The 22,237-nt window shown below is 48.1% G+C and carries 16 protein-coding genes; 13 read left to right on the top strand and 3 right to left on the bottom strand.

Features of this window, described 5'->3' with window-relative positions:
• Positions 1-563: 563 nt before the first annotated feature.
• On the bottom strand, positions 564-1,001 hold the full coding sequence (locus tag IV54_RS08060; protein ID WP_057878858.1) for a MarR family winged helix-turn-helix transcriptional regulator: 438 nt from the start codon (positions 999-1,001) through the stop codon (positions 564-566).
• 123 nt (positions 1,002-1,124) lie between these two features.
• Between IV54_RS08060 and alsS the strand changes: the two genes are divergently transcribed.
• On the top strand, positions 1,125-2,807 hold the full coding sequence (alsS, locus tag IV54_RS08055; protein ID WP_083488558.1) for an acetolactate synthase AlsS: 1,683 nt from the start codon (positions 1,125-1,127) through the stop codon (positions 2,805-2,807).
• A gap of 15 nt (positions 2,808-2,822) precedes the next feature.
• Positions 2,823-3,533, top strand: coding sequence for an acetolactate decarboxylase (gene budA, locus IV54_RS08050; protein ID WP_420806176.1), 711 nt, complete (start codon positions 2,823-2,825; stop codon positions 3,531-3,533).
• A 723-nt stretch (positions 3,534-4,256) separates the two neighbouring features.
• On the opposite strand, the gene IV54_RS08045 is transcribed toward budA, so the two are convergent.
• Positions 4,257-6,587: an ABC transporter ATP-binding protein/permease gene (locus IV54_RS08045; protein ID WP_057878855.1), complete on the bottom strand. Its 2,331-nt coding sequence runs from the start codon at positions 6,585-6,587 to the stop codon at positions 4,257-4,259.
• Positions 6,588-7,302: 715 nt separating this feature from the next.
• Here IV54_RS08045 and IV54_RS08035 point away from each other — a divergent pair.
• The 11 genes from IV54_RS08035 (at position 7,303) to IV54_RS07985 (ending at position 21,477) form a co-directional block, all read left to right on the top strand.
• On the top strand, positions 7,303-7,839 hold the full coding sequence (locus IV54_RS08035; protein WP_057878853.1) for a TetR/AcrR family transcriptional regulator: 537 nt from the start codon (positions 7,303-7,305) through the stop codon (positions 7,837-7,839).
• Between the two features lie 128 nt (positions 7,840-7,967).
• The gene (locus tag IV54_RS08030) at positions 7,968-9,257 is read left to right on the top strand and encodes a UDP-N-acetylglucosamine 1-carboxyvinyltransferase (protein ID WP_057878852.1); all 1,290 of its coding nucleotides are present in this window, start codon (positions 7,968-7,970) and stop codon (positions 9,255-9,257) included.
• A 100-nt stretch (positions 9,258-9,357) separates the two neighbouring features.
• Positions 9,358-9,609 carry a type B 50S ribosomal protein L31 gene (locus IV54_RS08025; protein WP_057878851.1) on the top strand — a complete coding sequence of 84 codons (252 nt, stop codon included), beginning with the start codon at positions 9,358-9,360 and terminating at the stop codon, positions 9,607-9,609.
• A gap of 440 nt (positions 9,610-10,049) precedes the next feature.
• Complete coding sequence (locus IV54_RS11970; RefSeq protein ID WP_057878850.1) at positions 10,050-13,184, top strand: mucin-binding protein; 3,135 nt, start codon at positions 10,050-10,052, stop codon at positions 13,182-13,184.
• A gap of 363 nt (positions 13,185-13,547) precedes the next feature.
• Positions 13,548-14,177 (top strand): zinc-ribbon domain-containing protein, encoded by a 630-nt coding sequence (locus tag IV54_RS08015; protein WP_057878849.1) that lies wholly within the window; start codon positions 13,548-13,550, stop codon positions 14,175-14,177.
• Positions 14,178-14,302: 125 nt separating this feature from the next.
• The gene (locus tag IV54_RS08010) at positions 14,303-15,019 is read left to right on the top strand and encodes a class A sortase (RefSeq protein WP_057878848.1); all 717 of its coding nucleotides are present in this window, start codon (positions 14,303-14,305) and stop codon (positions 15,017-15,019) included.
• A gap of 674 nt (positions 15,020-15,693) precedes the next feature.
• Positions 15,694-15,924 carry an LPXTG cell wall anchor domain-containing protein gene (locus IV54_RS11870; protein WP_162259323.1) on the top strand — a complete coding sequence of 77 codons (231 nt, stop codon included), beginning with the start codon at positions 15,694-15,696 and terminating at the stop codon, positions 15,922-15,924.
• Between the two features lie 20 nt (positions 15,925-15,944).
• Complete coding sequence (locus tag IV54_RS08000) at positions 15,945-16,592, top strand: WxL domain-containing protein (protein WP_057878846.1); 648 nt, start codon at positions 15,945-15,947, stop codon at positions 16,590-16,592.
• A gap of 43 nt (positions 16,593-16,635) precedes the next feature.
• Positions 16,636-17,343, top strand: coding sequence for a WxL domain-containing protein (locus IV54_RS07995; protein WP_057878845.1), 708 nt, complete (start codon positions 16,636-16,638; stop codon positions 17,341-17,343).
• Positions 17,344-17,433: 90 nt separating this feature from the next.
• Complete coding sequence (locus IV54_RS07990; RefSeq protein WP_237756695.1) at positions 17,434-18,468, top strand: WxLIP family cell surface protein; 1,035 nt, start codon at positions 17,434-17,436, stop codon at positions 18,466-18,468.
• Positions 18,469-19,122: 654 nt separating this feature from the next.
• Positions 19,123-21,477, top strand: a complete 2,355-nt coding sequence (locus tag IV54_RS07985; protein ID WP_057878844.1) for an L-type lectin family protein — start codon at positions 19,123-19,125, stop codon at positions 21,475-21,477.
• A gap of 87 nt (positions 21,478-21,564) precedes the next feature.
• Here IV54_RS07985 and IV54_RS07980 read toward each other — a convergent pair whose 3' ends face one another.
• Complete coding sequence (locus IV54_RS07980; protein ID WP_057878843.1) at positions 21,565-21,993, bottom strand: helix-turn-helix domain-containing protein; 429 nt, start codon at positions 21,991-21,993, stop codon at positions 21,565-21,567.
• Positions 21,994-22,237 lie beyond the last annotated feature (244 nt).

Below are 22,237 nucleotides of genomic sequence, written 5' to 3'. Positions count from 1 at the left end.
ACTCGGTCTAACATCACCACCACGGCCGGCTCCATCCCTGGCCTCCTCCGGCTAGGACTGTGTTTTACCATAACTAAAGATAACTGAATTGAAATACTGAACGGGTAAGTATCACCTGGTTGAGGCCAAGTGGTGCTTACCCGTTTTATATTGCTGTGTGACCAGCCAGATCAGTTAATTAGTGTTGAGTTGTGGGTTGATGTCGTTAGCATTTGAATATGCTGAGGGGAGATTCAATCTGATTTAACTGTCTTGGTATCGACCATTGTTGCCATCATGTTACTATCAAAGCCGTGAGGCCGGCAGTTCGGGGCTCAGGCGCGTCGTTCTCCTTAGTCAGTGAGCGTTCTTCTCACTGGCTTAGGAGAAAACCAAGCTTGAAGACTCGTGTCCTTCGAGGCTTCAAGTTGTGTTCGCACCGTTCCAGCCCCGAACTGCCGGCCGGTAAGGCGAACAGTCCTACTAAAGTTGCCTAGTAGCGAATTGTTTAGCCTACTAATGTCCCGACAAATTAAAACGCCTGTCAGCACTCCCAAACAGGAATGGCGACAGGCGTTAATCTTCTATTTTGCTGGAACGTTGGGATCATCGATGATGTTGGTTACCGCGGCTTGGATCGCGGGAATCAACGGGCTATTGGCATCGATGCCCGTTTGGTCGAAGCGGGCTTGCCACCAGCTACGACGAATATCTTGAACCTGGGCCACAATGTCTTGGCCGGCCGGGGTGAGACTGAGGAGCTGCGTCTTGCCACTCCCGGCAGTCTTGGTTAGGTAGCCGAGGGCTTGAATCTTGTTGACCTCACGGGTGGTGAGGCCTTTGTCAATGACTAGGGTCTTGGCGACTTGACTTTGATTGATGGCCGGGTGCTCGTGAACTGTCAGTAGGACGCAGGCGGCCGTTGGATTCAGCCCCAAGTCCTTAAATATCGGGCTGGTGTCCTTGTAGTATTTACGGTGTAGGATAGAAATATCTTGAGCCAGATAACCTAAATCGATCATGGCGCACTCCTTTCTGTTGTGAAAAAGGTTCTATGTTGACAAAACAACTTAAGGCTATTATGATGATTCTAAGTTGACTTGTCAACACAATTAAACTAAAAAATGAAAACGGGGGACCCACCGATGACAAAAACCAAGACTGGCGCACAAGCGTTAATTCAAAGCATGATTAATCAGGGGATCAAGTACGTGTTCGGTATTCCGGGCGCGAAGGTTGACCAACTTTTCGAAGGCCTGGAGTACAGCAAGGACCCACGAGCACCAAAGGTCATTGTGACCCGGCATGAACAGAATGCCGCGTTGATTGCGTCCGGGATTGGTCGGATTACCGGAGAACCTGGCGTGGTGGCGACCACCTCGGGTCCTGGGGTTTCCAACTTGACCACCAGTTTGATTACGGCAACCGCGGAAGGCGATCCCGTCGTTGCCTTGGGGGGACAGGTTCCCCAAGATGACATTGGCCGCCTGACTCACCAGAGTATTCCTAGTAAGGAACTCCTGAGTTCGGCCACTAAGTCCAGCATCGAAGTTCAGAACGCGAATAGCCTCTCCGAAGCCTTTGCCAACGCCTATCAAACGGCACGGGCGCCTAAGGCGGGGGCAACGTTCATCTCCTTACCACAAAATGTGTTAAACGGTGAGGTTGACCGGCCGGAAATCAAGGCCGTGCCAACGATTGACCAAGGGGTGGCCGATTCCGCAACGATCAGTGCGCTGGTCGACAAGATGACGCACGCCAAGTTACCGGTGATTTTAGCCGGTATGCGGGCCTCAGCCAGTGACGTGACGACCGCGATTCGCGAGTTGTTAGGTCACGCGGAGATTCCAGTTGTTGAAACGTTCCAAGGGGCCGGTGTCGTTTCTCGTGACCTGGTTCGCAACTACTTTGGCCGTGTGGGTCTCTTCAGAAACCAAATCGGGGACAACCTCCTAAAGGAAAGTGACCTGGTGATCACGGTGGGCTATGATCCCGTGGAATATGAAGCGCGGATCTGGAATGCCGATCGGACGGGCGAAGTGGTCAGTCTCGACAGCGTGGCCCCTGAAATTACTACCGATTATCAACCAGAGTTAGTCATTCACGCCGACATTGCCAAGACCCTGCATGCGTTGGGCCAAGCTTTGCCAAGCGACTGGGCCTTATCCAGTGAGGTTCAGGCAGAATTGACGGATTTAGGGGACAAACTAGCTGCCCAGGCGGAAGCCCCAACGCCAGATGATGACCATGGAATTCATCCATTAGCCATCATCCAAGCCTTACAGGCGCAAGTGAATGACGAGACAACCGTGACGGTAGACGTCGGGAGTTTCTACATTTGGATGGCGCGTTACTTCCGGAGTTACCAACCTCGGCACCTGCTATTCAGTAACGGGATGCAAACGTTGGGCGTCGCCTTTCCATGGGCGATTGCGGCCGCGCTCGAACGACCTGGCCAACCGATCGTTTCGGTTGCCGGTGATGGTGGCTTCCTGTTCTCCAGTCAAGAACTCGAAACGGCCGTGCGGTTGAACTTACCGATCGTCCAGATCATTTGGACCGACGGCTACTATGACATGGTCCGGTTCCAGGAAATTGCGAAATACGGGCACGACGCCGCGGTTACCTTTGGCCCTGTGGATTACGTCAAGTATGCCGAAAGCTTCGGCGCCACCGGTCTGCGGGTGGATCACGCCGCCGATCTGGCAAGTACCCTGAGTGAAGCCTTTACGACGGCCGCCAACGGCCCAGTCGTGGTGGAAATCCCAGTGGACTACCGTGACAATTTACAATTAAAGTCCTTGTTACTTGAAGATGTTTTAAGCTAAAAGGAAGTCATGACGATGAATACAACAACCTTATATCAACACGGAACGCTGGCCTTATTAGTGCCAGGATTACTGACGGGAACTTTGCCCATGCGGACCTTATTGGCCCACGGCGATACCGGAATTGGGACGGGGGAGGGCCTGGACGGTGAGCTGATTATCTTAGACGGCAAGCCTTACCAGGTTAACAGCGACGGGAAAGTGACTGTCGTTGGTGACGACTTTACGTTGCCATTTGCCAACAGCCACTTCGCCGACTATCGGCCATTACTCACGGTGGAAAATGCTACCCGTGAAGAGGTTCATGACCAAGTCCTGGCCTTGACTCACGGTGCGAATACGTTCTTCTCAATCATGGTGACCGGGACCTTTACGGATGTGAAGACCCGTGCGGTAGCCAAGTCCAGTCGGCCATTCAAGTCCTTGGCGGAGACGGCTGAGAACCAGAGTATTTTTACGCGTGACACTGTGAAGGGAACCTTGTTGGGCTACTACTCTCCGCAGATTTTTGACGGTGTTGCGGTCGGAGGTTATCACGACCACTTCTTAGATGACGACCATACCTTTGGGGGCCACCTCCTGGGTTGCGGTCGCGTGACCGGAGAGGTTCAGGTTCAGATCTTCGATACGCTGGAACAACACTTACCCGTCGATGATACCGATTACCAGCAACATGATTTCTCACAAGATGACATCATGGGCGATCTGCATCAGGCCGAGGGTTAAACATTTTAGAATTCAAAACTCGCAATCCGTTTTGGACTGCGAGTTTTTATTTACAGTGGACTAAATTTGGCCGCCTGCGGCTGCCAGGGATTCCGCCTGCTGTGGGGACGCTTCAGCCTGAAACCCGGGCTTCTCGCTCGATTTGAAGCCCCGCCAGAGGCGCGGGTCTTCAAAGTCGCCCGTGGTGTAAGGCCGAGAAGGGCACTCGGTCTAACGCCACCGCCACGGCCGGCTCCATCCCTGGCCTCCTCCGGCTAGGTTAGTACTTGACCATAACGAAGTTGGCCTTTCTATATTCACCTTGTAGTGACGTTCAAAATACAGTTGTCCGGTTGATTCGAACATCTCAGCATCTGTTTTTTTGGATGCATCGTCAGTCGAAAAAGGAAAAGTGTTTTGATTGGACAAGTTAACGACACTGTTTCTTACTAATTTCAATGGTGTCGACAAGAGTTGCCTTGGCGCCTCCACCTAAGCCGTGAGGCCGACAGATAGGGGCTCAGGCGCGTCGTTCTCCTTAGTCAGTGAGTGAACTTCTCACTGGCTTAGGAGAAAACCAAGCTTGGAGACTCGTGGGTTTCGAGGCTTCAAGTTGTGTTCGCACCGTTCCAGCCCCTATCTGTCGGCCGGTAAGGCGTCCAGTACCACCACAGTTGCCGATCCCCAAAATAAAAGGCCCGCCAACTCGAAAGTTAGTGGACCAATGTGGTTATTTAAAAATGCTTATTCAGAACGTAAAGCCGTAGCGGCGTCCTTCTTCGCAGCCATCCGTGCTGGGATGTGACCACCCAACATGGTCAGAACCGTACTGATGATAATCAGGACGATCCCATGGACTGGATTGAGGTGGGCGACATTGCTCAGGTCGGTAATATTCTTCAGCACGACGTTGATTGGGAACGTCAGGAGCCAGGCAATGACGACCCCTAAGACCCCGGAACCAACCCCGAGAATGAACGTTTCGGCATCAAAGACGCGGGTGATATCTTTCTTTCGAGCCCCCAAGGCCTTGAGAATCCCGATTTCCTTGGTCCGTTCGAGAACGGACGTGTAGGTGATGATGGCAATCATAATCATACTGGTTACCAATGAGATACCGGCAAAGGCAACGAGGACGTAGGTGATCGCGTCCATCAGGCCACCGGTCAGGTCAGACACGGTACCGGCCATATCGGTGTAGATGACCTTATCTGCCTTAGACTTACCCTTGTTGTACTTGTCGAGGTAAGAGAGGACCTTGTCCTTGTTCTTGAAGGTATTCGGGTAGATTAAGATGCTAGCGGGGGTGGTGGACCCACCGAGGTAGCTGACCAGGGACTTCTTCGTGGTGCTGTCGACACTTTGGCCGGTCATCACGTTGTCACTGGCCTTCTTCTGAGCCTTCACAATCTTGGAATCCTTGTTCTTCTGGATAATGTCTTGGGTGAGCTTGTCGCTGTAAGCAATCCCTGAAGCCAGCACATTTTCAGAAGACTTGGATTTAACCTTTACGATCCCGGCAACCTTCAGCGTGGTGTTATGGCTGTTGTTGTACAGGGAGTTCGTGGCCTTGTTTGGCACGTAATTCCCAGTAGGGAGGCTCTGGTAATAATCATTGTTGTTGACGATCTTAATCGATGTGCCAACAATTTTGTTGTAGCTAAACTTTTGGTTGGCCTTCACTGAATACCCTAAGTTCTTCAGGGCATTGATGTTAGTCGAGCCATCGCGATCGACGATCAGGATGACATCGGTGGCTTTCTTAGGATAGCTCCCGGAAACGAGCTTGTAGTGCTTCTTCAGGAAGTTTAGACCGCCGTCATTAGCACTTGGGTAAACGGAACCGCCGACCCCAGTCGAGGCAGACATCGCGGCCTGCATGGCACCGGAGTTATTGCTACTGTCGGCGTTAGAGAAGGAGACCGTCTTGGTCTTGCCATCGACTTGCCGCAGGAGGTTCATCCCGGTGGAGTAGGTGTAGGTGACGTTCTTACTTAATTTGGGATCGAGTTTTTTAACATAGTTTAAGTAATCCTTGTTAAGCTTGTTCGTATGAGTGGCCTTGTCTTGGTCACTGACCTTGGCCGTGACTTGCTTAGCGTTAGATGACTTGACCTTGTCATTGCTGTTCTGAGCCCCCGTGGTACTTGTGGCCGTCTGTGAAATGGTCACGGGAAACTGAGCCAGCGTGTTAGCCTGAGTCTTGTTGATTTGCGTTTGGAAACCATTGGATAACGCTAGGACCACGGCGATACCGATGATCCCAATACTGGAGGCAAAGGCCGTTAACGCGGTCCGGCCCTTCTTGGTTCGGATGTTGTTAAAGGATAGCTTCAAGGCCGTCCAGAAGGTAATCTTGGTCTTCTTTAATTTGAATTGTTCGGCATCGGCATGATCGTCGTAAGGGTTCGAGTCGTGTTGAATCTTCCCGTCGGCAAACTTGATGATCCGGTCCGCGTACTGGTGGGCCAGGTCAGGGTTATGGGTGACCATGATGACCAGGCGTTCTGCGGAAAGTTCCTTGATCAGCTGCATGATTTCTTCACTGGTCTCGGTATCGAGCGCCCCGGTGGGTTCGTCACACAGAAGAATTTCGGGTTCGTTGGCAATGGCTCGTGCGATAGCGACCCGTTGCAGTTGGCCCCCGGAAAGTTGGTTGGGCTTCTTGTTAATGTGCGGCGTCAGGCCGACTCGGTCGAGAGCCTTGCGGGCCTTTTCCTTCTTCTCGGCGCTGGGCACACCACTCAGCGTCATCCCCATTTCCACGTTATCGAGGATACTGAGGTGACCGATGATGTTGTAGCTTTGGAAGATGAACCCGACGGAGTTGTTGCGGTAGGCGTCCCAGTCGGAAGCGGAGAAGTCCTTGGTGGATTTCCCTTCGATGGCAAGATCACCGGAGTCGTAGATGTCCAAGCCACCGATGCCGTTCAGCATGGTGGTTTTCCCGGAACCACTAGGTCCGAGAATGGCGACGAACTCTTGGGAACGGAAGGCGACGGAGACGTCATCAAGAGCCTTGGTGACGGAATCCCCCACGTAGTAATATTTTTTAATATGTTTGAGTTCCAGCATTCGAAATAATCCTTTCATTATTTGACTAGTGTTGGTGTTGCAGGGCTTTTTCTGGTAAAATTGTCATTACTGCAACACTGTGTCTTATATCATAAAAATTGTACTACCGATTGGCAACCGCCAATATCAACAGAACTGTTGTGAATGCAACACATGTCAACAGAGTGTTGCAAACATGGCGGGTGTCCGGCTAACTGTCGGCTATTACTTTACCAGACCAGCCGCCCAACGGCACGTAATCTCACCTGAAAACTTAGATCCGCAGTTTCCGCCACAGACAAACAGGGGATTCCACCCTGTGGGGCCCGTTCGAAGCCAAAGAGCGGTCTTCGAACCCGCTTTGAAGCCCGGAGACCGTGGTCTTCAGAGCGTCCCGTGCTGTAAGGTTGGAAAATTCGCCAACCTAACACCACCGACACGGGGTTCCACCCCTATTTGTCTGTGGCTGGGGTGGTTATGCATGTTTTAAAATAGACGTGTTGTCGGGGAAGACGTTCCGATAAGTTAGCCGTGGATGGTTAGGGCAGAATCCTGTGTCGGTGGTGTTAGCCCGGTGTTTTTCCGGGGTTACAGCACAGGACTCCGTCCCGAACCATCACCAACTATTGAAAATTAGCAGGTGATGAGGCGTCATGATTTAGGTATCCGAAGTTGTAAGGCTATGAAGTACTAGCCGGAGACGGCTAATTAGTTCAATAGGTTAGGAGTGTGAAGGATGGTTGGCGTTAAGAATAATCGACGTGCGCAGTATACCCAGCGCGTCATTCAGGAGACAGTCCTGTCGTTGTTGGAGAATCAGCCGATTACGGCCATTTCCGTCACGGCAGTCTGTGAACTGGCGGATGTGAATCGCACGACCTTTTATCGCTACTACACGGATGTTTACGACTGCGTGGCTAGCATCGAGAAGGCCTTTGTGGCGTCGCTACAGCCATTTCATGAGTCGACTCCTAGCGAGGCTCTAGAGCACCTATTGACGGCCTTCTACCGGGACAGGAAGCTCAGCAACCTAGTCTTTGTGGAAGGGAAGACCAAAATTTTGGATCGGATGCGAGAGCTGATGGACCAGAGTGGCCCCCGACCACCAGAAATTACGGCTTATCAGGGTGCCTATATTGGTGCCGGTATTCAGAGTGTGTTGAAGGCTTGGGTGAAGGGCGGCATGGCTGAATCTCCCCATGAAATGACGCAGATTATTATCGACACTATTTTGGCGCGTAACCTGGATAATCTGCGTACGACCCCCTTATAAGGGGGTCAAATATTACATTTTGCCCGAAATACCGTGAAACAGTTGTCTTTTACCGCTGATTTATTTATCATGGTATCTGACTGTATGGAATTATAATGGAAGTTAGAATAAGTGAGGATCGCTTCAAAATGAAAAAAATGATAATTCATGGCGGCCGACGTCTCTCCGGAGAAGTAACGATCGGCGGCGCTAAAAATAGTACCGTAGCTTTAATTCCGGCAGCAATTCTCGCTGATACACCGGTTCGTTTTGATATGGTGCCGGATATTCTGGATGTTCACAACTTAATGTTAATTTTGAAATCAATGAACGTGCACTCCACCTTCGAGGATGGCGTGCTGACTATCGACCCAACCGAAATTGTCGAAGCACCACTACCAAGCAAGGCTATCAAGAGCTTGCGCGCATCTTATTATTTTATGGGGTCCTTGTTGGGGCGGTTCCAACGGGCCACGCTGAGTTTTCCTGGTGGTGACAACATTGGCCCACGGCCGATTGACCAGCACATCAAGGCCTTCGAAGCCTTAGGTGCCAATGTGGAAGAAGAGGACGGCACTGTGCGGATTACCACCGGACCAACCGGGTTGCACGGGGCTACGATCTTCCTCGACATGGTTTCCGTTGGGGCTACGATCAACTCCATCTTGGCAGCTGTGAAGGCTGTTGGGACCACGGTGATTGAAAATGCTGCTAAGGAACCAGAAATCATCGACATTGCCACCTTCCTGAACAACATGGGGGCACATGTCCGGGGCGCTGGTACCGACGTCATCCGGATCGAAGGGGTGCCAACGTTGCGGGCCATGAATACCCACACGATTATCCCTGATCGAATTGAAGCCGGCACTTATCTGTCAATGGCTGCGGCCGTTGGGGATGGGATTACGATTAAGAACGTGATTCCAGAACACTTGGAGGCCTTTACCGCCAAGATGATCGAGATGGGTGTGCCGTTAGAGATTAATGAAGATAGCATCTACGTGCCACATACCGATAATTTAAAACCAATTAAAATTAAAACCATGCCGTTCCCAGGCTTCGCTACGGATCTGCAGCAGCCCTTAACGCCGCTGTTGTTCCGGGCTTCTGGGAGTAGCGTGGTGATCGATACGATCTATCCCAAACGCATCAAGCACATCTCCGAATTGCGGAAGATGGGCGCCAGCATTCGTTCAGAGGATGACACCATTGTGGTTGATCCTTCGACGGAACTGGTGGGTAGCGAGGTTCAGGCTGGCGAAATTCGGGCCGGCGCCGCGTTAGTCATCGCCGGTTTGATGGCCGACGGGGACACCGTGATTACCCATGCCGATAACATCTTACGGGGCTATGACCGGATTGCCGGGAAGCTCACCGCATTAAATGCGGATGTCGAAATTGTTGGCGACGCCAGTTTGGTGGAAAACGGCCAAGATTAGTCATTGATGAGTATCGAAATTCATGGTATAATTCAACGGTTGACGATTAAATCAATCTCTGGTTCAGTCAATGGACCAGGGCAAAGGAGCGAAATACATTATGAAGCAAGGAATTCATCCAGATTACCATGAAGTTGTCTTCCAAGACTCAAGTACTGGTTTCAAGTTCTTGTCTGGTTCGACTGCAACTTCTGACGAAACGGTTGAATGGGAAGATGGTAACACTTACCCATTAATCCGTGTCGAAATTTCTTCAGATTCACACCCATTCTACACTGGTAAGCAAAAGTTTACCCAGGCCGATGGTGCCGTGGACCGTTTCAACAAGAAGTATGGTTTATCAAACGACTAATTATAAAAAATATGATTTGTCGCCGGTGGCTTTACAGTCACCGGTTTTTTTGTGCCGTTTTTTAGGTGATTGGTGCACTTGCGATAATGGCACCACGTTCCGTGAGACGACGTCAAGTGGCCTAGCTCCGCATTCTTAGAGCGTTTAGGTCGTCTCAAAAGATGATAAAAGTCGTTTAGATTGTACACAATTAGGTACTTATGAAGGGCTTTCACGACGATAAATATCAAAATACAATAGTAAAATAAATGGAGTAGATTGGTGATATGACAGCCTTTGTACTCGCCTATTGAAATCTTTATTCCCCACAAAGATTTAGGTCGTTGATTGTTTCTCACAATTTGGCTATACTGGACAGTAAGAGGACATTTTTAAAGAGAATGACAGGTATCTGTCCGCTGTTAGGTTGTTATTTGGTCATTGTTTGAGGAGAGGGATCAATGATGAAAAACTTTGAGCGTAAAACACACTATAAGATGTACAAGTCACATAAAGGCTGGCTAGTTGCGGGTGTTACTGTGGCAAGTCTGGCAGTTGGGGTGATTGCTGGACCGCAGGCAATTCAGACTGCCAAGGCGGCCGATGACGTACCGGTAGCCGGAGCTGTTGACAAAAATCAGCCAGCGGATGAACAATCAGAGGTTCCTTTGAAGTCTCCCGCGGCCAAGTCAACCACGAAGCAACCGTCAGCACCGGTAGATACTTCAGTATCCGAGAATGAGGGGGCCGATCCGTTGAAGCCAGCCCCTACTGATCAAGATAAGGTTGAAAAAAGTGCTAGGGATGTTCAGCCAAAACCTGAAGATGAGAGCTTGGGTGCGACAACTGAGCAGGTCCAGGAAACCCCTAAAACTAACGTGCAGACAGGGATAGTTGTGCAAGATCCGACGACACTGACTGATCCAGTCAAGGGGCAGCCAGCTTTTAATGTCAGCAAGACTGATCACCTACAATATACATATGACCACTCCGAAGCCAATGGGCTTAACTCGGATCTCCGGGTCAAGGATGGTTACAGTGCAACCTATCAGGCACCAACTGGTTACGGTTATTGGTTGGGAGAAACCTATGCGAATAACATTGCCCAGGATGCTAAAGGGATGGACGTCAATTCACCACTTAAGTTTACTGATGGGACTCACCCTCTGTATATTGACGAGTGGATGCCAGATAATGCCTTACAAAACTTTGTGTGGCTGAGTAATTTCTCGAAGACCTACGCGACAATTGCTGATTTTCGGGCTAACTTTACCAAGGCAGAGTTAGCTACCGTCACGAACATTACGGCGAACGAAAGTTTAATGTCACAAAACTATGATCATAAAACACCGACTGTTTACTATCAGGCGATGATGGCCATGTATACGTTGGAAGGCATGCAGAATGCAACGAATCTTCAAGTGTTGGACTTATCTCCGGATGTCTTGCTGAACCAAGCCTATTTTGGAACGGCGGTTAAAAACGGAAACCTCTGGGATATTCGTGCGCTGAGTGGGCTTACAAAATTACAAAAAGTGACTTTGATGGCATTCTCAATTAATGATATCTCAGCTCTCGGGAATAAGGATACACTGACCTCTGTTGACCTGCCTTATAATCAAATCACAGATATTTCACCGTTAGCCACGGATAAGAATGTCAATATTAAGAACGTGGGACTTGCTTATCAACATGTGTTGTTAGCCCCAATTACGATTAGCTCGCAGCTAGGTACAGGTGAAACTGCCACGGCGGAGGGGCTGCCGACGTACACGACACCATCATTTATCATTAAGGACTTGACGTCGAACAACTTGCCAATTAAAGGATTCGATAATCCTGACAAGGCGGTGTATCCATCCTTGTATCCATCAAGTGCGGATACTGGCAATGTCAACGACAATACGTTGTCCTGGTATAACCTTCAGAAAGATAGCACTAACACCAATTATGGGAGCTTATCGACGATTTGGTCCGATCCTAACAGTTCCTTCGCGGGATATATTATTCAACCCTATGATCTTGCAGAGAATGTTAGTAGCTTGAATGTGAATATTCAACTTCTCCAGGCTGATGGGCAGCAGCTCACGTTGGCACCAGCCACATTGCTTTCTGGTGAGGTTGGTTCTGAACTTAATGTTGGCGCCAACCCGACTGTGATTAGCTTCTTTAATCAGCAGATTGCCAAAGGGTATACTTTCTCTAATTTGATTTTAGATGGTACTGGACTTTATTCTGACTATCTAGCTGGGAACGGCAAGGCAAACCGACAACCAAGTTTTACGACAACTTTGACGAAAGATGCAAAGAACTGGACGATTCTGTTCTACAAGGATGTTATGCCTTGGAATCTCTCAGTCATTTATGGGGTTCAGAATGCCGATGGAACCTTGACGCAGTTAACTAATGCCGATGGGACGCCAATGACTGAAAGTTATAATGGAACGTCAGATAAACAATTGACGTTGAGCAGTTACCAGAGGGACTTACCCGATTATGTTTACACTGGCGCCAAGACTAGTTTAGACGGTAAAACCTGGACAGATATTAGTCAGGACACGGATGTGCCATTCGGCGGACCTAAGCAAACCTTACTGATGGTCTATAAGAAAGCCGCACACGCCACTGTCACGGTGAAGGATGCCACGACTGGTAAGACCATTCAGGTCTTAGACGATCAGTCTAATCCAGAGTTAAAGGGTGCTTTGGGCACCACGAGTACCTTCAATTCGGCTTCAGTGATTGATCCCGCGCTTGCCAAGGGCTATACCTTGGTTAGTGACACCACGAAGAATGCTGATGGCACTAGTGCCATTACATTTACCGATGATCCTACAGCCAGTCTTAACTATACAATTACCTTAGCCCACGCCTTCAAGACGGATACTAAGGTGGTTCACGAGCAGATTAGCTATCAGAATGTGCAACAACAGTCTGTGGCGGCTCCCGTTTCTAAGACGATTTCCTTTGCAACGGTGACCGATCAAGTTACCAATACGGCGGTGGTCTACTGGAAAGCGGACACAACAGCTGATCCAGAGCTGAGCACTACGGGACAACCAACTGATGCCAGTTGGGTTAGTTATCAAGATGGTGATCCAGTTGCCTTTGACGCTGTCGCCGACCCAGTTGTTTCGGGGATGCACGTTACGGCAACGACGGATGCGGCCAATGATCTGACGCAGACGACGGCACAGTCAGTAACACCTGAAAGCACGGACTTGGCAGTTGTTGTGACCTATGCTCCTAATGCGACAACTGGCGGCAACGGTGATAATGGTGGCGGCACAGTGACACCACCAACCACCCCAGATAAGCCAACAACTGGCGGCAATGGTGCTCAGGTGAACCCTGTTAAGAAGCCTAGCAAACCGGTAACGCCAGGTACCAATAACCAAGAACCTACCAAGACACCAGACGTGGTTGCTGGTGGTCAGGGTGCTCAAGTTCAGAACTTGGCGACGGCGCCAAAGCAAGCACAGCGTACCAAATTACCGCAGACCAATGAACAGTCTGCACACGGATTCATGGTACTAGGGGTAGTGCTGTTAAGCTTGCTTGCTGGCCTGTTTGGTTGGCGGAAACGCGACTTTTAACCTTGAAAGTGTCGATTAAGAAATGAATTTTTATGGGAGTCACTGCTAGTTAGTTGGATAAATCCTACTGGCTAGTGGCGGCTCCTTTTCTATTGAAAACCTGGTGTAGCGTGACCGTCGTCTGGCAACTACTGTTCCTAGGTGCAGGTTGTCAAAGGTGAAATAATCAGCTATCATAATTAATGAGCCGTTAAAGTATTCACAAAGTCAGTGCTTAATCGTCTAAGGACGCTCTAAAACTAGTGATCAGCTCCTTTTTAGTAACGTTAGCGGTTGAGAGCTTGTGATGATAACCTCGTTAAATATGAGAAAGCCGAGATGTTCGCACGTTGCGACATCCCGTACATAAGGTGGTAAAGAAAGATGGCAGAAAAATTTTGTCCTAATTGTGGGACGCCGGCCCCAGCAAATGCTAGTTTTTGTCGAAACTGTGGGTATCATTTCGAGAAACAAGCAGATAAAGCAGTAACCCCATCTGTAGATGCTGAGACCTCTCGTCCGGCACCAACTCAAGCGCCAGCTCCTCAGGCGCCACAGTCGAACCAACATAAGTGGCTGGTGATTATTGGTGCTGTCGTGGGATTGGCAGTCGTGATTGTCATTACGATGTCAGTGGTGTTTCAGAAGCAACAGGAAGCTAAGCAGCGTGCAGAGGCGGCCTCCGTATCACGGGTCAGCAGTAGCAAGGCCGCGAAGGAATCAAGCATTCAAGAAACGGAACGGACATTGTCAAAGGATGCCGTGGATACGGTCACGGATGTCATTCAAGACCAGTTTAACTTAGATGCAAAATGTACAAGTGTCACCATTGAAAGCAAGAGCGGTAATCAGTACTTTGGTTACGCCAAAGTTTCAGATGATTACGATGACGAAACCAGTGTGGATGTCACCATTACCGATGTTAAGTATGATGATTCGCTTAGCGTGGAGATTGACGGAGACGGGCACGCCACGCTGTCAGACACCTTCTATAGTAATGATGATGACGAATAAGCAGTGATTGAGGATGGCGAAAGGCACCATCCCTTTTTGTGAAGTCTGTTTTACTTTGTTTTTGTCAGCATTTGGGGTAGAATTCGATAACGAAGACTACGATTTTGGGGAATGGAGTAATCACTATGGCAGAGAAAAAGCAACAGCAACCGAAGAAGCATCGCTGGCGCTGGTTCTGGACGACGCTCTTTATCATCTTAATTATCATTTCACTCGGCTTAATCTTTAACGAACAGATTAAAAACTGGTTGATTTCTTCCTATCAACCGCAGATTACTAAGAAGTCGGTAAAGAAGAATGAGGGTAAGAAGGCCTCTTACGATTTCAGTAAGGTGAAGTCTTTGGACTTCTCGACAGTCGCTAATGCCCGTTGGAACACCGCCAACATTCATGTGGTTGGGGAGATTCTGATGCCCCAGTCTAAGATTCACTTGCCAATCGCTAAGGGGGTCAGCAATGAGGTCTTGGCGCTGACTGCCGGGACGATGCGGGCCGATCAGAAGATGGGTGAGGGAAATTATCCGTTAGCGGGACACCACATGACCTCACAGACGATCCTCTTTAGTCCACTTTACTGGAAAACGCGGGTTGGTCAGACCATCTACCTGACAAATGCCAAGAAGGTCTTCGTCTATAAGGTTAGTGTTCGGAAGTTCATTCCAGCTACCGATGTTCAGGTGGTCGATCAGACGCAGCAGAAGTTGGTCACGTTGATCACCTGCGATGCTACGGGCGCAAACCGGTTAATGATTCGTGGTAAATACGTGAAGCAGATGGCGTACAAGGATGCACCAGTTTCGGTTCAAAAGGGCTTCCATAGTGGGTTCAATAATAAAAATTAAGTCGTTCCAAGCACTTTTTACAAAAAAATTGTAAAAAGTGCTTTTTTTTTTCGAAAAGTGAGATTGTGAAAGTTCAGTAAAACTGTTTATCTCTGTTCTGATGGGAAACGTAGGTTTCACAAGGGTTTGAGTGCCGGATCTGTTTCACCGCATGATGGGTTTGTGTAAGAAATCACGGTGTAAACGATTGTCGTGATAGCGGATTCATGAGAACTTACTCATGATTGGTTCCTAAATATAGAAAGTGTTATGTTCACAATGACAACCTACAAATGCTGACATGACGGGATTTTTATGTCTTATCCGTCTACACTATAAACAGAAGTACAGATTATGTAACGGTTTCCAAGTGAACATTCTTCACCACACATTGTTAATTGTGGACAGAACAGAAAAATCATGCTAAGATACTACCTGTAATCAGCTGATATGAACTTTTTATTTGAACAAGCTTCAGGTAGGTGTTCTGTTGTGATTGGCTTTAGGTTTGCGAGAACAGGATGTGTGGATGGACAGTGACGCAATTCCGAAAAATGAGATTGCTGGTACTGAGCCTACTCATCATCGGTTGGGTTTTCCCAACAGCTGCTCGGGCATCAACCCAGACCGGTGACGTTCAACAGTCGAATTATTCAGTAACGTTAACCCCGCCGAGTTCTGGTGGGGAGGGGGACTTGATTACAACACCAGGTCTTTCCCATAACAACTCCGGCGGTGCCGGGGCGACCGTTACTCAGACTGCAGACGGCTCAAGTCAACCAGTTTCAACCAACCATGGCCTTACCGGGCTTTTGCCTCAGACTTCTGAGACAACCCTTGGTTTAGGCGTGATGGCGGGAATTATCTTAATGTTGTTGGTTTGGATAGGCTTTATCAAAACTAGGATGAAAAAACAAAATAACTAAAGTTGAGGGAGAAATTTATTATGACTAAGAAGACTTTACAATTACTTGCTACTGCTGCTATCGTTGCTGGATTTGGTTTCACAGCTGTTACGGCTAACGCCGATACAACGCCGGCTACTGATTCACACGATACTGTCGCTCAGGTTAACTTGACTCCTGGTGACCCATCGACCGGTGCCGGTGGTATCCAATTACTTTCCGCTCCTGATGTTTCTTTCAGTGGTAAGCTCGATGGGAATACGCAAACATTTACTGATGGTATTTTTACCACGAACGCTAACTCAGTAAACAAGGACGCTGCGGCAGGTACTGTTACGGTTAATGACCCAGGGACTGCTTCTGGTTGGAACGTTCAAGTTGCTTCTAGTGCTTTCGTGGGTAGTGATGAAAAAACGCCGTTAAACGCCAGTGAAATGACTTTCGGTGCACCAGCCGTTACGCCTCTGGACAGTACTAACAAGGGTACCGTTGATGCCGGTAGCGCTTTGACTTTCGCTTCTGCAGGTCAAACGAACCAATTGGTCTTCAAGGCTGCAACTGGTCAAGGTGTCGGAACTTGGATGGCTAACTATGCTGCTAAGGACGCCTCCTTCAAGGTTGCTGCTGGTAACAAGGCTGACACGTACACTTCAAAGTTAACTTGGACGTTGACTAACACGCCAGCCTAAGTCGTCGATGACCCGTTGCTTTTAAGCAAAGGAGGGCTGTGTGGTGGCTAAGACGTTTGCTTCAGTCGTGGCTGCCTTAGTGCTTGGTCCAAGCCTCGCATTGGCGTCGCCACAGGAAGTTGCATTAGCAGCTGATCCGTCCAAGACAACGGCGTCAACCAGTCTGACACCTGGGGATACTGACACCAGTGTTAAACCTGTTGATCCGGATAACCCCGGTGGTAACTTCACCGGTGATCCAGAGGATCCTGACAATCCGGGGACTGGGTCCACTGGTCCGCTAACCTTGGATTATGTCTCGAACATCAAGTTCAGGCAGGACGCTGGTTTAAACGGACAGCTCATTACCGCAACAGCAGTTAATACCAAGGCATTCGTTCAGATTAGTGATCGACGGTACAATGGACATGGGTGGAAGCTTTACGTCACACCAAGTACTTTGACTGGTCAAAAGGACCAATCGGTCATTTCTGCGGCTTCGGTTACTCTCGGGCAATCGAAGTTCACCCCGCGCTACGCCGACACAGTGAGTGGTAAACCAAGTGTGACGGTCGGTGGTGACCAAGAGTTGCCATTAGGTATTCCGGCACTGGTTGCGCGGGCGAAGAAGGATACGGGTCTTGGCACCTGGATCATGCGACTGAACTATCACCCAAAATTATTAACGCGTTTGTTTGTTAACGCGGCCCAAGTGACGAAACAGCAACCGTACGCTGGTGAGCTCACTTGGCAGTTAACCGATACGCCATAAAACGAATCTTAAAGAAAGCGGTGGCGACAGCCACCGCTTTCTTTGTTACAATGAACCTATTAACAATTGAATATGGAGGCCGAAATAATCATGAAAAAGTGGTTACGGTTATTAGTAGCAGTTGGGACCTTGTTCCTCACAGCTGGTGGCTTATCACAAGTTGCTCATGCTGAAAGTGTGGGATATACGGTGAGTGCGATCTTGCCTAAGAATCAAGACGACAAGAAGGTCACTTACTTTGCCTTACGGGTAAAGCCCAACCAGAAGCAAAAATTAGGGGTTGTCATCAGTAACACGGGGAAGAAAACCAAAGAATACCAGATTGGTGTCAATCAGGCGATTACCAATCCTAACGGGGTTGTGGATTACAGCCAACAGAATCCTAAAAGGGATAGTACGTTAAAGGTTGGGATCAAGGATATCTTCGGGGACAAGACCCAGAAGGTTTCTGTACCTGCTAAGGGTAAGAAGACTGTTTACGTTACCTACAAGATGCCTGCTAAAAAGATTAACGGGATGATTCTAGGTGGGATCAACGTTAAGCAGTTGACCGCGAACGATAATTCTAATTCGAAGAAGGGTGTTAGCATTAAGAATGCCTTTGCTTATGTGATTGGCGTTCGTTTGCGTGAGGACAGTGTCGACGTGGCACCGGACATGTTAATGAACACGGTCAAGGTCGGGCAATTCAACAAGTACAATCAAGTGGAAGCTAACCTCCAAAACCCACGTCCAGGTCTGATGAACCAGCTTCGGGTGCGGACTAAGGTTACCAAGGAAGGGAGCACCAAGGCCGTCCTGAGTAATGAAAAGTCCAACCTGGCCATGGCGCCAAACAGTAACTTCGACTATGCGATTCCATTTGGTGACACGCAGATGAAGGCTGGGACTTATACCTTAACGCTGGATGCGTATGCCAAGGGTGGCTATCACTGGCACTTCGTGAAGAACTTTAAGCTGACGCAGAAACGAATCGGTCAACTTCAAAATAAGTACAATGCGCCCCAAAAGAAGAGTTACTTCTGGTGGTTCGTTGCTGGTGGTCTACTCATTCTGATTCTGGTTGCGATTATTATCTACTTGCTGTGGAAAAACCGTCGTAAAGATGATGAAGACAAGAAGTAAGCTAGTTTAGATAAAAGAGACGTCGATCGTGATGATCGACGTCTTTTTTATCAGCAAGCGTTATAAAACGGGGATTACCTAAAGGACACTTCAACTGATGACTTACTTACAAATGAAACTAATTGTCAGTATTTCTGTCAGTTTGGCGGGTTGTAAAACAATTGGAAATAAGTTTCAAAGTTAATAAAAATGCATAAAATATAAAATTATACATTTTGAAATTAGGTTCCAATTGGATGGGATCGATTTCATTGTGAGATTAATTGAGTTACTAGTGTTTGGACAGAATCGCCAAAGTGGATAGTCGTCAAATTATGCATTTTTGACTCAAGTAAAACGTTCAACTTTCCCGGCGGATCAAACATAAAGGTTGAGTTTTGGGGCTGAACAGCCTATAATTACATTAATTAATAGCAAAAGTAGTCAACGGGTGTTCACGTTCTATCAATTGATGCCCAATGTTGTCAGTAATGCAGTTTCAACCGGTTGCACTATCTGAATATTTTGTTTTACGGAGATTATTCAGTTAATTAACAGTACAACTTAGCTTGACTGTATGCATAAAAGTTACAAATGAAGCGAACTAACATTAAAAAACAACTCAACGATGACTAGTAGTTGACCATTTTTTTGATGGTTGAGGGAGAGATAAACGTGAAGATTAAAGCAATTTTACTAGGGATTTTGACTTTAACTGCTGGGGCAGTGATCGGTGGCCAGACATTGACGGCACAAGCCGCAATGACGACCGACCAGATTTTACAAACTGCGCCTAAGGGAATCACGATTGATAACTATTTCAGTACTGGGAACATCCCAGGCAATATTGCGAAGGTTGGAGATACCGATTTTGGTAAGAACCAAGCCGTTGTGCTGACCACTAAACAAAACCAGGTTGGGGCAATTTGGACGAGTGATGACGCTCGGATGAATTTGAATGAAGATGAAACAGCCTCAATGTGGATGTACTTCGGTGACGGCCGGGGGACTTCTGGTGGTGATGGAATGGCTTTTGTTATGCAGAATGATCCTGCCGGTGTCAATGCCATCGCTAAAAAAGCTGACGGAACGCCGAATGCTGGCCAGACGTTAGGAGTTTGGGGATCTGATTCTCGAACCAATCTCAAGAACAATACAGCTACTAATGACAATGATTTGGATACTAATGCAGTAGCCAAGCTGGCTATTCAAGATAGTTGGGCTTTGGAATTTGATACCTACCTTAACAAGAATAACAAATTGAACAATAATACCGACGCACTAGCAGTATTGAAGGCTGGAAACGTTTCGGCATTTGATCAGACAGAAACCGGGAATCATATTGCGTCAAGTTTCCCAGGAAAATCTGGAAGTTACAATAAAGTTGTTGGTGCGACTGATTCAGAACGGGTTCAGACAGGCACAACCGGTGGCTTTTTCCCAATACCGACCTATACGACGTATAATTACAATTATTCGTATCTGACCTTGAGTCATGAAGGCGTTTTGCGGGATTCAAGTTTTACGTTCTTAAACGGTGGGACTTGGCGCCACATGACACTAAAGTGGGATAGTTCAAAGGATGAGATGACCTATGTTTATAACGATCGACCACCAGTTAGCGGTGAGGAAACGGCCTCAACTGGGAGTTATAAGACGTATACGAGTGATCCAATCCATATCAATCTAGCTGACTTAAAGGTGGGCTCGGACGGAAAGGTTCGTTGGGGGTTCACGGGGTCAACTGGGAGTAACTGGGAACCGAACATGGTCGTCTTTGACCAGGTTCCTGGACTGGTTAATGCCAAGGCAGCGGCAACTCTGACCGATACCTCACAGTCGGACAAAATTATTGATGAGGCTACGGATACCGTAAATAGCGGTGACCGGATGTCGCTGAATTACAACTTGAAGTATACGAGTGGTCGTGAATCTTGGAAGGACATCGTCGCCAAGCTGAACTTGCCTTCTAATATCGCTTTCAAGAGTGCCAAGGTTAAGTACGCTAATGGAGATACTGACACCATTAGTGGCTTAGATACGAGTAATACGACCGGACAAACTTTAAGCAAGTCACTTGAAAATCTGAATACTGAGAAAGATGGTGACACGGATCCTAATGCTTCCGTGGATATCACTTTGGCAGGGGTAGCAGTAGCTGGGGACAACGATCAGACGACGGTTAAGCAAACGGATAGTTCGTTTGATGGCTCCAATGCCTTGACGAGTGCTTCTCTGAGTGGTTTCGTTATTAACAAAGTCGATGGTGCCATGACGATGGCGCTCACGGGAGATAACATTGCGGCTGATGGCCTGACTGGAAGCCAGACGTTGACCGAAGCCAAGGACGTCAAGATCACCGGTAAGATTAGTTATCTGACGGGAACGCCAGCAACCAACAATAACATCACGTTACACCCGCAAATGAATGGCATTAGCTTACCAACAACCACGCTGAGCAACGACGATCCAGCGGGTGAATTCACTTACACGATTCCTGCTAACAGTATCATCTCTGGGTTGGCTAATGGAAATCAATTTGTGATGTATGCCACTGATAATAATGGAGTTAACTCAGCGAATGATGTTGGCTATACGATTACGCTCAAGGATGGGTCTTTGGACTTGTTAGCTAACCCTAAAGCCACATTTAACGTGGACCATCCAAAGGACCTGACAGGTTCTGCGATGACCTACGCTGCCGACAGTAGTTGGGGCGTGCAGGTTAGTGATACTCGGGGTACTGGGAGCAAATGGGCATTAACCGCAACAGCTGATCCGATTATTAGTCGGCTTCGTGGAAACTTAGATGGTGATTTAATCTATGAAGGCGCCAATGGCGAACAAAGTCTGACACAAGGCTCCGCTATAATCGATACGCATACGACGGATTCTGACAATGACCAGGTCAACGTGACTGGTGATTGGAACAGTGATAATGGGATCTTGCTAAAAGCAAATGCGGGTGCCGTTCAGGGCTCCTACATGACCACGGTTCATTGGTCCTTGAATAATGCTCCAGGTAATTAAAGTGAATAGAAGTATGTTAAAGGCCAGCCTGTAAGGGCTGGCTTTTTTATACTGTTATGCATTTTTAATTGAAATCTGGCGACGTGATTATTTACGAGCGTTGTCTTTCTTGCCTTTGTCATGTCCCAAGGGTCTACCCGCACGGCTCCCGCGATTGTTTTTGGAAGGCGTCTGGAGGTCGAGTAGCTGAAGAATGGCATCAATTGCCTTGTCACGAGACTCGCGATCCATTTGTCGAAGCCGAGTTAATAGCTTACGTTCCTGAACGGTTTCGATATCCGCATTGGATGGGGTAATTGGTGGTTTCCCAATGAATTCCGCAATGGTGATGTTTAGTGAGTGAGCAATCTTAGCTAGAACGTCAAAGCTGATATTTTGGTCCTGCGTTCGTTCGATCTTTGAAATGTAGTTCACGGACAGATTACTTTGTTCGGCGAGTTCTTCTTGTGTCATGCCAAGCTGTTTCCGCCGTGATCGAATCCGCTCGCCTAATGGGCCGTATTCTGATGTGTTCATTTGTGTTCCTCTTCCTTCTTAGTGCTTCTAATGGTGACTTTATCGGATATTAAGTCTAAAAATAAGTTATTATTGAAACACTTTCAAACCTGTAATATAGTGGTGGTTAGAACTCCAGGAGGTTTACAAAATATGGAGCGATAAGTTTGTTGGTCTGCTATTATTAGCTCTTGGACATTTACAGGAATTGAGACTTCATAGATGATGACTAAGCCAGGTATGAAGACTTACCTAATCTGGAGAA

Source organism: Levilactobacillus paucivorans, assembly GCF_001437125.1.
Classification (GTDB): Bacteria; Bacillota; Bacilli; order Lactobacillales; family Lactobacillaceae; genus Levilactobacillus; species Levilactobacillus paucivorans.
This window is presented reverse-complemented; position numbering and strand designations above follow the sequence as displayed.

Excerpts from the sequence above, each read along its gene's own strand:
- IV54_RS08060 (WP_057878858.1), bottom strand. The coding sequence starts at position 1,001 with ATGATCGATTTAGGTTATCTGGCTCAAGATATTTCTATCCTACACCGT.
- alsS (WP_083488558.1), top strand. The coding sequence starts at position 1,125 with ATGACAAAAACCAAGACTGGCGCACAAGCGTTAATTCAAAGCATGATT.
- budA (WP_420806176.1), top strand. The coding sequence starts at position 2,823 with ATGAATACAACAACCTTATATCAACACGGAACGCTGGCCTTATTAGTG.
- IV54_RS08045 (WP_057878855.1), bottom strand. The coding sequence starts at position 6,587 with ATGCTGGAACTCAAACATATTAAAAAATATTACTACGTGGGGGATTCC.
- IV54_RS08035 (WP_057878853.1), top strand. The coding sequence starts at position 7,303 with ATGGTTGGCGTTAAGAATAATCGACGTGCGCAGTATACCCAGCGCGTC.
- IV54_RS08030 (WP_057878852.1), top strand. The coding sequence starts at position 7,968 with ATGAAAAAAATGATAATTCATGGCGGCCGACGTCTCTCCGGAGAAGTA.
- IV54_RS08025 (WP_057878851.1), top strand. The coding sequence starts at position 9,358 with ATGAAGCAAGGAATTCATCCAGATTACCATGAAGTTGTCTTCCAAGAC.
- IV54_RS11970 (WP_057878850.1), top strand. The coding sequence starts at position 10,050 with ATGATGAAAAACTTTGAGCGTAAAACACACTATAAGATGTACAAGTCA.
- IV54_RS08015 (WP_057878849.1), top strand. The coding sequence starts at position 13,548 with ATGGCAGAAAAATTTTGTCCTAATTGTGGGACGCCGGCCCCAGCAAAT.
- IV54_RS08010 (WP_057878848.1), top strand. The coding sequence starts at position 14,303 with ATGGCAGAGAAAAAGCAACAGCAACCGAAGAAGCATCGCTGGCGCTGG.
- IV54_RS08000 (WP_057878846.1), top strand. The coding sequence starts at position 15,945 with ATGACTAAGAAGACTTTACAATTACTTGCTACTGCTGCTATCGTTGCT.
- IV54_RS07990 (WP_237756695.1), top strand. The coding sequence starts at position 17,434 with ATGAAAAAGTGGTTACGGTTATTAGTAGCAGTTGGGACCTTGTTCCTC.
- IV54_RS07980 (WP_057878843.1), bottom strand. The coding sequence starts at position 21,993 with ATGAACACATCAGAATACGGCCCATTAGGCGAGCGGATTCGATCACGG.